This window comes from Sphingobacterium tabacisoli (genome assembly GCF_017908035.1).
Taxonomy (GTDB): Bacteria; Bacteroidota; Bacteroidia; order Sphingobacteriales; family Sphingobacteriaceae; genus Sphingobacterium; species Sphingobacterium tabacisoli.
On record NZ_JAEQMU010000005.1, the window covers coordinates 270,720 to 284,130 of the forward strand.

Below are 13,411 nucleotides of genomic sequence, written 5' to 3' on the forward strand. Positions count from 1 at the left end.
TTAAAGCTGGCCCTCGAGCCATTGTAGCATGTCCGCAAACCAGTCGCCTTCTTGCTTTTTATTGACCATGCCAAATCCATGCCCTCCTACTTTATACCGATACAAGTGATTCGGTACGTCAAAGCGATCCAATGCTTGCTGATAGCGTAAACTATTGGCTATGGGAACAGCCCCGTCATCTTCTGCATGAACAAGATAAGTTACGGGAGTCTTCCTATTGACATTATTTTCATTAGAAAATCTCAGTACATCAGCATCATCAAAAACTGGTCCGATCAAGTGTTTTTTTGACCCTTGATGGGTCACTCCAGCAGTCATTGTTATTACGGGATAGACTAATACCGAAAAATCAGGTTTCAAACTCGTCTCGGTTTCTATTCCGATATAGGAAGTATCAAAATGAGTTGATAAAGTAGAAGCCAAATGTCCTCCAGCCGAAAAACCTAAAACTCCAACTTGACGAACATCTATACCGCATACATTTCCGTTTGTCCGGATATACGTAAGAGCCGTCTGTGCGTCTTGTATCGGAGCAATCCGTTTGTCCAACATCTGACTATCCACTGGCAATCTATACCGTAGGACAAAAGAAGCATAGCCAAGAGCCTGCAAGCGCCTCGCGACGTCATGACCTTCGTGTCCCATAGCTACACGTGCATACCCTCCTCCGGGAATAATTAGAAATACCTTGGACTGGGATTGAGTCGCCGGCTTATAAAAATATAATTCGGGAATGTTATCTCCTAAATCTATCCCTTCCTTCAAATTCAAAATTCCATTAGGATAGAATGGAACCTTCTCCTGTCCGATCGCAAGACCAATCATTGTTACTAGAAAAAATATAAATATACAATGGTGTCGCATTACCTAGAAATCTTATTGATTCACGACTATCATCAAACTTAAGTCCTTATAAGGGATATTAAACTTATCCGCCATATCTTTATTTGTCAGACTCCCTTGGTATAGGTACACGGCATTACGCACGCCAGCATGTCCCCAAATCAAATTACTCACCCCTCCATAGTCCGCAATCTGCAAAAGAATAGGTGTAAATATATTGGTCATCGCGTAAGTTGCTGTACGCGCTACCCGGGATGCTATATTGGGAACACAGTAATGTATTACCTCATATTTCTTAAAAACGGGTTTATCGTGCGATGTTATCTCAGAGGTTTCAAAACACCCCCCCTGATCGATAGAAACATCGATCAAAACAGAGTTTGGTTTCATCTTAGAAACTGTCTCCTCCGATATAATGCACGGCGAGCGGCCATTTTTTGCTCTTAAAGCTCCAATTACAACATCACAGGACAGGATTGCCTTATTCAATATAATAGGCTGTATCACGGATGTAAACACTCTTGCCCCGACATTGTTTTGCAACCTACGTAATCGAAAAACCGAACTATCGAAAACCTTAACCTGCGCGCCCAAGGCTATTGCTGTCCGTGCGGCAAATTCGCCCACTGTACCCGCACCAATAATAACTATCTCTGTTGGAGGCACTCCTGTAACCCCACCTAACATCAGCCCTTTCCCCTCGAAAACATTTGATAGATACTCTGCGGCAATCAAAATCGAAGTAGCGCCCACAATCTCGCTCATAGCACGCACTACAGTTAGATGACCACCCTCGTCCTGTAAATACTCATACGATAACGCCGTGATCTGCTTTTTCATCATCGCCTTTAAAACCTGTAGGTCCATTAATGAAGGCTGCTGGGATGATAAAAGAATCTGCTTATTCTTCATTAAAGCGACTTCTTCCAGTGTGGGGCTTGCAATCTTAATAATAATATCCGCTTTAAAGACTCGCTCTTTTTCATAGACAATCTGCGCGCCTTGTTCACTATAATGATGATCTAGAAAATTAGAGGCTTTTCCTGCTCCGCTCTCTATCAGAACCTCATGCCCATGCTCTACCAACAATGCGACAGACAATGGGGTCAACGCAATCCTATTCTCCTGAAAAACAATCTCCTTTGGAATGCCAATGATAAGTTTACAGGACGAACTCTCTGCTGTTTTATAAGCTTCTTGAGTCTGTCCAAACACATCTGGCGAAATCCTAGTCATATTACCCATCTCAAACTAATTAGTGGAGTAAATATAAATATATTAGAGTAAGTTTCAATCATTTAACGGCACAAAAACAATAAAGGTAAAACTGTTATATTTTTCTGCTACATTTGTAAGAATCACCACGTAAGATTATAAATGAAATTATTCAGAGTCATCAATCATGTCAAGATTGTCCCTAGATGGATAATCTTTTCGTTAGACCTGTTCGTTGCTGCCATAACTTTTTTGACAGCATTTGCTCTTTTTCATAATTTCCAATTTCATACTGTTTCTCCAAATGAATTTGCGACACAATTTCTACTCTGTATAGGAGCCACGGCAATATCGTTTTCCATTTTTAGACTTTATTCGGGCATTGTACGATACACCAGCGCAGCCGATTCAATTCGAATCCTCTCTACGATATTGTTCACCATAATCATTCTTTTCGCACTCAAACTTTTTGGTTTGGCGTTCAGGGCACCAAAGTTTATAGATAGCAGACTTATTATTATCTATTCGCTTTTCCTTTTCGCAGGACTGATTACCTATAGAACGTCGATCAAAATATTTTTCCAGTACTCAAAAACAGCCCGAAAAATCAAGAAGAATACCTTAGTCTTTGGTGCGGGTGAACTTGGTATTGCAGTGAAAAGAACCTTTGATCATGACCTGACATCCAATAAGATTATTGTAGGCTATCTCGATGATAACCCTTCTAAAATCGGAAAATCAATAGATGGTGTTAAAATCTTCGGTTCAGAAGAATTAACCAAAGTAATTTATAAATGTGCTGTAGATGAACTCATCATTGCTACTCCATCCATCCCTCCGGACAAAAAATCAGAAGTAATTGAGATTTGTCTTGAACACAATGTATCCGTACTAACACTGCCTCCAATCAAAAAAATAATGAACGGAGACCTGACGGCCAACCAGATAAAAAATGTCAGAATAGAAGACCTCCTAGACCGTTCGACAATTAAGTTGGAAAACGAAAGTGTCCTTGAGCAACTGAGAGGTAAACGTATACTTGTAACTGGAGCAGCGGGTTCTATCGGTAGTGAAATTGCCAAACAACTGGGGCAATACAACCCACAAATGATTATTCTCTGTGACCAGGCCGAATCTCCATTGCACAATCTACAACTTGACCTTCAAGAAAACTTTAAAGATCAGCTTTTTCACGCTTTTATCGCTGATGTCAAGAGTAGAGAGCGGATGAAAATATTGTTCGAGACCTTCAGACCCCATATTGTTTATCATGCTGCCGCATACAAACACGTGCCGATGATGGAAAATCACCCCATCGAGGGGGTAAAAAACAATATTTTTGGGACAATGAACCTAGCCAATCTTTCGGTGGAATTTAATGTACAGAAATTCGTCTTTGTATCTACAGATAAAGCGGTCAACCCAACGAATGTCATGGGAGCAACTAAACGAATTGCAGAAATATATGTACAGTCGTTAAATAGTAAAATACTCAAGGAGAACAAAGCAGGCACAAAGTTTATCACCACTAGATTTGGTAACGTCCTTGGTTCTAATGGCTCGGTAATTCCTCGCTTTAGAGAACAGATTGAGAAAGGTGGCCCCGTTACAGTGACTCACCCAGAGATAACACGTTATTTTATGACGATCCCGGAAGCTTGCCAACTGGTCATCGAAGCCGGAAGCATGGGACAAGGTGGTGAGATATTCGTTTTTGACATGGGTAAATCAGTGAAGATCGTGGACTTAGCCCAAAAAATGATTAAACTGTCAGGTTATATCCCTAACCAAGATATAGAAATCAAGTTTACCGGTTTACGACCTGGTGAAAAACTTTATGAAGAGTTGCTCAATGATTTAGAAAACACACTCCCTACCCACCATCAAAAAATAATGATTGCTAAGGTAAGGGATAATGACTTTGCAACTGTATCTATTCAATTAGAAAAGTTATTAGAGATTACAGACTCTCAGCACAACACGAATATAGTGAGACAAATGAAGGTTATAGTTCCAGAATTCAAGAGTCAGAATTCAGAATATGAACTATTGGATAAGCAACAGGAGATCCCTTCCTCTTAAGAGGCAATAAATTAGCATTTTATAACAACAAAGTATTGCAAATATTTAATAAAAGTGTATTTTTGCGTTCCGTATAATTATTTAAAATAAACTAATGTCAACGAATATCAATTCAACCGAGAAAAAAGGTTCATTTTTTCAAGACAACCAAAAGAGTGTGATTTTTATCCTAGGAGGAATCATTGTATTGATTTTATTATACATAGGATATCAAAAGTTTTATCTCGCTCCGCGTGCTGAAAAAGCTGCAGATGCAATGTATAAAGCAGAGGAATATGCATTAATTGACTCCTTACAGAAAAAAGCTATTGATGGAGATGGCACATTTTTAGGATTCAAAGAAATAGCTGACGAATACTCAAATACTCCTTCAGCAAATATCGCCAATGCCTATTTAGGTAGCCTATATTTGCGTCAACAAAACTTCCAGGAAGCAATCAAGTACCTTAAAAAGTACGCTGATACAGGTAGTGAGATATTAGACCCATTAGTAATCGGATTGATTGGTGATTCTTATTCGGAAAGCCACGACTACAAAAATGCTGCTGACTACTACAAGAAGGCTGCTGATAAGTCGAAAAACTCGTATACAACACCGTTGTTTCTTAAAAAACTAGGTCTAGTCTATGAACAACTGAATGAAAACAAACAAGCAGAAGAGGCTTATTCTAGAATCAAAACAGAATATCCTGAAAGCTCAGAAGCTTCTACAATAGATGGGCCACTAGCTCGTGTACAAGCAAAACAATAATATTTAAAAGTTAATACATAACATACCGAAAGGCTGCTATTAGGCAGCCTTTTTGATTAAAAAGGAGGGTTTCATCATGTCAAGTAGCTTAAAGAACTTATCGGATTTCTCACATTTAAAAGTAAAAAGTGCGGAAGGAATAAAATTCGCAATTGTCGTAGCACAATGGAATGCGGAGATTACAGGTGCATTACTAGCAGGAGCTGTAGACGGCCTCCTTAAAAATGGAGCTAGTGAAGACAATATCCAAGTGATTGAGGTACCTGGCAGTTACGAATTAATCTCAGGAGCAGACATTGCTCTACGTAACAAACAGTTTGGAGCAGTAATCTGTCTAGGTTGTGTGATACAAGGTGAAACACGTCACTTTGACTTTATTTGCGACGCTGTAGCCAACGGAATAGCAAATGTTGGAATCAAACACAATAAACCAGTCATATTTGGCGTATTAACTACAGACAACATGCAACAAGCCCTAGACAGAGCAGGTGGCAAACATGGCAATAAAGGAGAAGAGGCGGCAATTACAGCTATCCAAATGTGCCATATCGCCAGCGCATTCTAGTTGGTATTGTTTTTGATATCTTTGTAATATGAACAGGAAGTTAATCTTTTTGAGTTGTTTAATTATTGTTACAACTATTTTATCATCTTGCGGTACACAATCGACTTGTGCCGCATACAATACCTATCCCAAGAAAAAGCATAGAACGAGATAATAGCTATAAACCATAGTGATATGAAACACGTTGAATTTACTGCTTTCCTTGTCGGGTTGCTTCTTTTCTTGAACTTTGGTAACTTAAACGCACAAGAACAAAAAAGCGGAAAGGATTTAATCCAAATGTCAATAGGGGAAGCTAATAAATGGACAAATACGCGCTATTTACTCTATTCTGTAGTTGGTCCTTCCAGTAGCTCGGCAATGGGCAATGAAAGATCATTCCTTATTGATAAAAAAACCGGAGACTGTCGTTTTGAGGGAAGCAATAAAAACAATGAAAGCCTTGTACTCTTATTCAACTACAAGACCAAAAAGATAAAAAAGTACTTTGTTAACACAACAGAGAGCAAAGAAAGTCCCGATAACATCATGGATAATATCCTAGGGCAGTTCTTCAAAGATACCCAAATCCTCTTTCTACCCGCATTTCTGAGCGACAGCCCATCAAGTATAACAGACGTTTCTCAAAAGGTCATCAATACAGATAAGCTCAACGTTATTTCATTTGCCAACATGCCTACCTTGGGAGATGACAGCATAAACGGTAAGATTACACTTACCAATAAAGGTGACATCAAATCTATCATAATAGGTAACATAGAATACAGGACTTCTGCAATCAAAGATATCGGCGAAGGCATTCTACTTCCTACAGTATTCGAAAACCATTCCAGTTACCGATTTCAGATAGTAGCGGCATTCACTGACGTGGAAACAGGAAAATTCACCAATATTTAAAAAGACAGCGAATGATTTGGAAAGACATTAAATCGATAGATACGATTCAGGACATATACGCCTCCAATGATACTTACATCTTATTCAAACATAGCACACGTTGTCCTGTAAGCTCAATGGCTAAACGTAACCTGGAGCACGATAAAAACCTTATCCCAGAGGAGACAGTCATATACTATCTGGATCTAATAGCACACCGAGATATTTCAAATGCTATAGCCGACCTTTGGAAGGTAAGACATGAGTCTCCGCAGCTACTAATTGTAAAAGGAGACACATGCCTTTATAATGCCTCGCATTCCGATATCGAAATGCAAGACATTATCCCATTTATTTCTTAAAGTAAGATACCTGACCTAGCCTTCCTTCGCTATCAACGACTGCAAAGGCTAAGACCTGACCAGCACGATAAGGAACCGGGGTATTCGCTTCATAGCGCTCACTATTTAATGTAGGCAAGGAACCATCCGAAGTATAATAAATAGAGAAACCTGGATACTCAACATTAGCAAATACTTTTCCTTTGACCTCCTTGAGCCCGACACCAGGGAGTCTAAACTTGACCTGCTCAGCAATCTTTGGCAGCTCATCCGCTCCCACTTTGGTAATAAACTTAGCATAGTCGTTCTCCAAAAGTTTCAGATCAAACTTGGCTTCATTCTCATACGATCTTTTATCTGACCATGCGCGTTCCGCCAATGCAAAAAGGCGAGGAAAAACCAAATAATCCATCTGCTCTTCATTCAATACAGTCTCCGCCCATAATCCTCCTTTTATCCCTAAAAAGTTTGCTTTCCCTTTCTCTGTCAAGCGTATACGTTGACTGAATCCCTTTTTACCTAACTTCTTTCCACTGTAATAGGTATCAATATTTGCAAAGTAATCTTCTGGTAATAAGGAGTAGGAATGGAACAGGTCGGCGTAAGTAGCCCATTTAAGTCCCGGTTCCATAAAATTAGTATTCCACATCATGTCAAAATACATATTAGATGCGCTGATAAGTACCGTCTGATATCCTGCATTCGCTAAACGGTATGCCAGATCTTCCTGTCCACCGCCGATTACATTATTCCAGACATCCACTTGTATATTTGACTTGTTTCGAAGCTCCGGGTTCACAACCATTCCCTGCCCTTTATTGACCATACCAATCTCTTCCCAACCCGCCATATCCAGCCCTTTAGCCAAACAGATTGCATTAACCCGTTCTATATAGTAAGGCCATACTTCGTGTGGTGATTTCATTCCCTCTCTTTGCATCAAGGCATCAATCTTTGGAGACTTTGTCCAAACTCCGTTAGGCACCTCATCTCCTCCGATAGAAATCTTTTTGAAAGGAATATTCGCCTCCTTATACATCGCTATAAACTCGTCAATTACCTTCTCTAAGAAGGCATAAGTAGAAGGCAACGCAGGATTTATAACATTATCACCAAAATTCTGCACTGAATTATATTCAGAACGATCCTCTAGATCATACAATAGATATTTCTCAGCCTCTTCTCTATCCCCTGCCGCCAACAATCGTTCATACCGAGCGTGCATTGCTTTGATAGCAGCTCTAGCGTGCCCTGGCGTTTCTATTTCTGGCACCACAACGATATTACGGTCATGCGCATATTTTAGGATTTCTATAAAATCGGCACGTGTCAGAAAATTGCTAGAAATAGAACTTCCGCCCGAACCATAGGCCGGCTCTAAAGAACGGCCATCACGGAATAAAGGAGATCTTACAGCACCAACTGCTGTCAATTCAGGAAGCGAAGGAATCTCTATACGCCAGCCCTCGTCATCAATAAAATGGAAATGGAACACATTCAGTTTATACCGAGCCATTAAATCCAAATATTTGAAAATCGTAGTCTTATCCTTAAAATTCCGTGCGATATCCATCATGAAACCTCTATAAACATATCTAGGCTCATCCTCTACCTTAACAAAAGGGACCTTCAGTCCGGCTGTAGCAAAATACATCTCAGGGCTTAGCATCGATATCAAGGATTGCAGTGCATATTGCACACCTGCGTCTGAGCTAGATTCAATCCTTATCCCTTCTTTGCCTACAGAGAGCCTATAAGCTTCATTCTTGAGGCCTTCAACTCGCTTGATAAGCAGTTGTGCGTTTTCCTCCTTGGCAGGAAGCAATTGCAGATTACGGACAGCAGGAATATTATTCAAACCGTCTAGTTTGACATCAAATCCATCAGAGACAAAATAATTTAATTGGGATGGAATTGTATAACTTCCGTTGCCCACTTTCATCGTACGGGGTGTTGGAAAAATTAACGGCAGAGCGGCCTTCTTATTTAATCGAGCATTCCGCTCAAACAAAGATGCATTAAAACTATTTTGAACCTCCGCAGTAGCTGTAACTGGGGTATAAGACACATTACGCACTGGATAGTACACATTCTTGTCTGTCCGACTTTGAAAATAAAACCCATTGGGCATCGTAGATAAGTTAGAAATAGCATACTTACTCGTATACACCATCACCAATGAATCATTAGGTGCTAAGCTTTTTTCTGTGAACTGCAGTTTGAATAAATTACCTCGTTGATCGGAAAAAGAATACTGCGCAGTAGTCTTGTTAACAACAGGGTACATCGCATTAAACCATAAATCCCATTTACTCAAATCCAAATTGCTATTAGAAGTATTCTTCACGATCAATGTGAGGTCCAATTGATCCTTTCCATTATAGTTAATATCAGGTCTCCATTTCACCTGCACCTGCTCGGCGATAGATGATACTTGTGCAAGCCCACGTTCAGCCGTTAAGGAACCTAAAAGTGCTCCAAATAAAACGATATATCTCATGTTTAAGTTTTTGATTGACTTCTAAAAATAAGAATTGAAATTCATTAAAAAAAATGATTATTTTTTTTGCAGTAATAATAATTAATCCTATATTTGCACACCGAAACAAATAAAGGCCCGTTCGTCTAGGGGTTAGGACGCCAGATTTTCATTCTGGAAACAGGGGTTCGATTCCCCTACGGGCTACGAAAGGTTGAAATTTTAAGATTTCAACCTTTTTTTTTGCCTCAAAACTATACGTCTGATTTTCTATTATAGATTTTATCAAGTAGAGCGAACAGCTCTGGATGCTCATCCTGTAGTTTCTTTGGCTTCTTAAAGAAATATTCCGATAACACCGCTAAAAACTCGGCTTCATTTGTACCTGCATAGGTCCTAATCTCCGAATCACCTTCCCGTATCTCCCGTATGGTTCGATTCATTTCCTTCATCCATGGCTCGATCAGCTCGTTGGGGATAAGATATTCGGGCACACCGTCTACGACCCCATCGGCTTTATCAATAAGGTGAACAAACTCGTGAACTGCCGTATTCCCATCGACATACTTGTCAAAGCCACCCCGCAATGCAGGCAGCGATAACACCACCTTTCGATTCATAGCTCCTGAACCAACCATACCCGCTACATTCTTACTGTCAGCCTGCGTGTCGAACCGCTCGTCAAAATAATCTGGATACACAATCACCTCCTCTAAATTCTCATAAGCCCAGGTCTCAAAGTGAAGTAAAGGAATCGTCGCACTCGCGGCAATCAACACCTTGTCGCTGTCCGTTACGACTGCTCCCTTCTCTCCAGATATCTTGACTTTTCTCAGGAAATACCGAACACGTTCTTTAAAAACACTCCTTTCTGCATCGGACAGCTTTATATAAAATCGCACCTTATCTAATAAGACCTTCTCTATAAAAGCATCCGGTAATTCGGTATACACATTTTTCTGCTTCCCATTGACACGCTTGAAAGCATAAAAAATCAAAATACCACCCACAAAAAAAATTAAACCGGTAACAAAGTAGGGATTGTACATATTTCACATTTATGTTTTATCTTAGTAAGATACTAAGATAAAAGACGCCATGCCAACAAAAAGTTATCATTACTCAGATGGGAAAAACTCTTTCGGGCCCCTTACGCTCGAAGAACTGCGAACGAAACAGATTGGCCCAAATACACTTATATGGACTGAGGATTTGGTAACCTGGACAAAAGCTCAGGATGTACCGGAGTTAAAAGACCTATTAATTAATACGGTTCCTCCCACCATCCCACCATCTATGTCAGGGGAGTCCGCAATACCGCCCTCCCTCGCCACAGATAGAGCGGCAAACACACACTACCTAAGACCTCCGAAAACCTATCTCGTCGAGAGCATAATTACAACAATACTATGCTGTTGGATATTTGGAATACCAGCTATAGTATATGCCTCCAGAGTGGAAAAGAAGTTCTATGCAGGAGACCTTGCCGGAGCGGAGAGTGACTCAAAAAATGCTAAAAAATGGATTATTATTAATCTCGTAGCCTGTGGTATCGTATGGCTACTTACGCTAGGCCTATTTGGAATAGGTTTCCTTAATTCGATCGTTTAATGAAATTAAGCAAGAGACAGTCATTTCTTTTGCTTTACCCCCTAGCACTAGGGGCGGCAGCATTGATTTATAAATACTTCAATCCATTGGAGCACGTCCTGTTCCCAAAATGCCCAATAAAGGCTATTACAGGATTAGATTGCCCTGGTTGCGGAGGACAGCGGGCTACTCATCTGTTACTAAATGGATACCTTAAGCATGCTTTCTTAGAAAACCCTATGCTGTTCCTCCTTATTCCGTATCTAGTTGTGGGATTCTACCTGCAGCTCACGCCCGAACCAACCACTAAGGAGCTGAGATTGCGCGGGGTTCTATATGGACAGAATGCTTTGATAATCTTGGGAATAATCCTGCTTGTATTCACCGTGCTTCGAAACATCATCTAAAACTGAATGAATCTATCTCCGCACAAGAGATATTGGATCGTTTAATTTTGCATAAAAAAATCCCTGACTATTCTCAAGTCAGGGATTTTTCTATTTATATGATAAGAACAATTTACTACATCATTCCGCCCATTCCGCCACCCATCGGAGGCACGCCAGCACCAGCACCAGCTTCTTCAGGCTCATCTGCCAATACACACTCTGTTGTCAACAACATAGAAGCGATTGAAGCAGCATTTTCCAAAGCTACACGAGATACTTTTGTAGGATCAATAACACCTGCACCGATTAAGTTTTCAAACTTATCCGTACGCGCATTATATCCAAAATCAGCAGTTCCTTCTTTCACTTTCTGTACGATCACAGCACCCTCGACACCTGCATTAAAACAAATTTGACGTAAAGGCTCTTCGATAGCTCTTTTGATAATATCGATACCGATTTGCTCGTCCTCATTATCACCTTTAAGACCTGCTAAAGCCTCGACAGCACGAATGAATGCAACGCCACCACCCGCAACAATACCTTCTTCAACAGCAGCACGAGTTGCATGCAATGCATCATCTACTCTGTCTTTCTTCTCTTTCATCTCTACTTCTGTAGTCGCACCAACGTATAGAACAGCGACACCACCAGACAATTTAGCTAAACGCTCTTGCAATTTCTCGCGGTCATAGTCAGATGTAGTAGTTTCAATCTGCGAACGAATCTGAGCTACACGAGCCTTGATATCATCAACATTTCCAGAACCATTGATTACAGTAGTATTATCTTTATCGACAACAACTTTTTCAGCTTGACCTAAGTAAGATAATTCTGCATTTTCTAATTTATAACCTCTCTCTTCAGAAATAACAGTACCACCAGTCAAGATTGCGATATCTTCTAACATCGCTTTACGACGATCACCGAATCCTGGAGCTTTAACTGCAGCAACTTTCAAAGAACCACGGATTTTGTTTACTACCAAAGTAGCCAAAGCCTCGCCATCTAAATCTTCTGCAATAATCAACAACGGCTTACCTGTTTGAACCTGTTTCTCTAAAACTGGTAACAACTCCTTCATATTGCTAATTTTCTTATCGTAGATTAGGATATAAGGGTTTTCTAATTCGGCTTCCATTTTATCCGAGTTAGTTACAAAGTAAGGAGATAAGTAACCGCGATCAAACTGCATACCTTCTACAGTTTTAACCTCAGTTTCAGTACCTTTTGCTTCTTCAACAGTAATAACACCATCATTACCAACTTTTTCCATCGCTTCAGCGATCAAAGACCCGATAACCTCATCGTTGTTTGCTGATATAGAAGCAACTTGTTTGATTTTATTATTGTCAGCACCTACAGTTTGAGATTGCGATTTCAAATTAGTAACTACAGCTGCAACAGCTTTGTCGATACCTCTTTTCAAATCCATTGGATTAGCACCAGCAGCTACGGATTTGATTCCTGGAGCAACGATAGCCTGTGCCAAAACAGTAGCTGTTGTAGTACCATCACCAGCTTGGTCAGCTGTTTTAGAAGCTACTTCTTTGACCATCTGTGCGCCCATATTTTCTAATGAGTCTTTAAGCTCGATTTCTTTAGCTACAGACACACCATCTTTAGTGATCGCAGGAGAACCGAATTTTTTCTCGATAATCACATTACGCCCTTTAGGACCTAAAGTAACTTTCACTGCATTCGCTAATGTATCAACTCCTTTTTTAAGGGCTTCACGTGCCTCAACGTTATATTTAACTTGTTTTGCCATTTTGTTAGTATTAAGTAGTTAGTATTGAGTATTGAGGCAATAGATATTGCAAAATACCTCTCTGATAACTCTTATTTTTAATTTTTAATTTTGACCTTTTTATTAAAGTACAGCGTAAATATCAGCCTCACGCATAATCAAATACTCTTTACCTTCGTAAGTAATCTCAGTACCTGCATATTTACCATATAACACTTTGTCACCAACTTTAACAGTAAGTGGTTCTTCAGGCTTCCCTGCACCAACTGCAACGATAGTACCTTGCGATGGTTTTTCCTTAGCCGTATCCGGAATATAGATACCTGATGCTGTTTTCTCTTCTGCTGGAGCAGCTTCTACAACCACTCTGTCTCCAATAGGTTTAATACTTAATGCCATAATTATACTATTATACGTTTATTTTTAATTTTAACCTTTACAAATTACTATCATCACCAACTGTGCCAAAGGAAGCATCTCTCAAAAGATTGCCATTTTTTCCTTTTCAACTAAGGAACTGACAGTCTTTC

General features: G+C 39.9%; 13 protein-coding genes and 1 tRNA gene. 8 read left to right on the plus strand and 6 right to left on the minus strand.

What is annotated here, in order from left to right; all coding sequences use genetic code 11:
- Together JKG64_RS17980 and JKG64_RS17985 are read right to left on the minus strand one after the other, a co-directional pair.
- Nucleotides 1-825 (minus strand): alpha/beta hydrolase, encoded by an 825-nt coding sequence (locus JKG64_RS17980; RefSeq protein ID WP_246512660.1) that lies wholly within the window; start codon nt 823-825, stop codon nt 1-3.
- 51 nt (nt 826-876) lie between these two features.
- Entirely contained in the window at nt 877-2,088 is a 1,212-nt protein-coding gene (locus tag JKG64_RS17985) for an alanine dehydrogenase (RefSeq protein ID WP_210355649.1), read from the minus strand.
- Between the two features lie 132 nt (nt 2,089-2,220).
- Between JKG64_RS17985 and JKG64_RS17990 the strand changes: the two genes are divergently transcribed.
- The 5 genes from JKG64_RS17990 to ytxJ all read left to right on the plus strand — a co-directional run bounded on the left by JKG64_RS17990 (nt 2,221) and on the right by ytxJ (nt 6,694).
- Nucleotides 2,221-4,140 (plus strand): polysaccharide biosynthesis protein, encoded by a 1,920-nt coding sequence (locus JKG64_RS17990; protein WP_210355650.1) that lies wholly within the window; start codon nt 2,221-2,223, stop codon nt 4,138-4,140.
- 94 nt (nt 4,141-4,234) lie between these two features.
- Nucleotides 4,235-4,891, plus strand: a complete 657-nt coding sequence (locus JKG64_RS17995) for a tetratricopeptide repeat protein (protein ID WP_210355651.1) — start codon at nt 4,235-4,237, stop codon at nt 4,889-4,891.
- 76 nt (nt 4,892-4,967) lie between these two features.
- Nucleotides 4,968-5,456 (plus strand): 6,7-dimethyl-8-ribityllumazine synthase, encoded by a 489-nt coding sequence (gene ribH / locus JKG64_RS18000; protein ID WP_210355652.1) that lies wholly within the window; start codon nt 4,968-4,970, stop codon nt 5,454-5,456.
- A gap of 174 nt (nt 5,457-5,630) precedes the next feature.
- Nucleotides 5,631-6,353 carry a hypothetical protein gene (locus tag JKG64_RS18005; protein WP_210355653.1) on the plus strand — a complete coding sequence of 241 codons (723 nt, stop codon included), beginning with the start codon at nt 5,631-5,633 and terminating at the stop codon, nt 6,351-6,353.
- 11 nt (nt 6,354-6,364) lie between these two features.
- Entirely contained in the window at nt 6,365-6,694 is a 330-nt protein-coding gene (gene ytxJ / locus JKG64_RS18010) for a bacillithiol system redox-active protein YtxJ (protein WP_210355654.1), read from the plus strand.
- On the opposite strand, the gene JKG64_RS18015 is transcribed toward ytxJ, so the two are convergent.
- The gene (locus JKG64_RS18015; protein ID WP_210355655.1) at nt 6,684-9,173 is read right to left on the minus strand and encodes a family 20 glycosylhydrolase; all 2,490 of its coding nucleotides are present in this window, start codon (nt 9,171-9,173) and stop codon (nt 6,684-6,686) included. The genes ytxJ and JKG64_RS18015 overlap by 11 nt on opposite strands.
- Nucleotides 9,174-9,287: 114 nt before the next feature.
- Here JKG64_RS18015 and JKG64_RS18020 point away from each other — a divergent pair.
- Nucleotides 9,288-9,359 (plus strand) — tRNA-Glu (locus JKG64_RS18020).
- A 47-nt stretch (nt 9,360-9,406) separates the two neighbouring features.
- Here the strand turns inward: JKG64_RS18020 and JKG64_RS18025 are convergent.
- Nucleotides 9,407-10,201, minus strand: coding sequence for a M90 family metallopeptidase (locus tag JKG64_RS18025; RefSeq protein WP_210355656.1), 795 nt, complete (start codon nt 10,199-10,201; stop codon nt 9,407-9,409).
- Nucleotides 10,202-10,250: 49 nt separating this feature from the next.
- Here JKG64_RS18025 and JKG64_RS18030 point away from each other — a divergent pair, with 49 nt between their 5' ends.
- Together JKG64_RS18030 and JKG64_RS18035 are read left to right on the plus strand one after the other, a co-directional pair.
- A complete protein-coding gene (locus tag JKG64_RS18030) occupies nt 10,251-10,763 on the plus strand; it encodes a CD225/dispanin family protein (RefSeq protein ID WP_210355657.1) in 513 nt (170 codons plus the stop codon).
- The gene (locus JKG64_RS18035; RefSeq protein ID WP_210355658.1) at nt 10,763-11,149 is read left to right on the plus strand and encodes a DUF2752 domain-containing protein; all 387 of its coding nucleotides are present in this window, start codon (nt 10,763-10,765) and stop codon (nt 11,147-11,149) included. The genes JKG64_RS18030 and JKG64_RS18035 overlap by 1 nt, the downstream gene beginning before the upstream one ends.
- 115 nt (nt 11,150-11,264) lie before the next feature.
- Here JKG64_RS18035 and groL read toward each other — a convergent pair whose 3' ends face one another.
- Complete coding sequence (gene groL / locus JKG64_RS18040) at nt 11,265-12,902, minus strand: chaperonin GroEL (protein WP_210355659.1); 1,638 nt, start codon at nt 12,900-12,902, stop codon at nt 11,265-11,267.
- Between the two features lie 102 nt (nt 12,903-13,004).
- A complete protein-coding gene (locus tag JKG64_RS18045) occupies nt 13,005-13,280 on the minus strand; it encodes a co-chaperone GroES (protein WP_021071123.1) in 276 nt (91 codons plus the stop codon).
- Nucleotides 13,281-13,411: the final 131 nt, after the last annotated feature.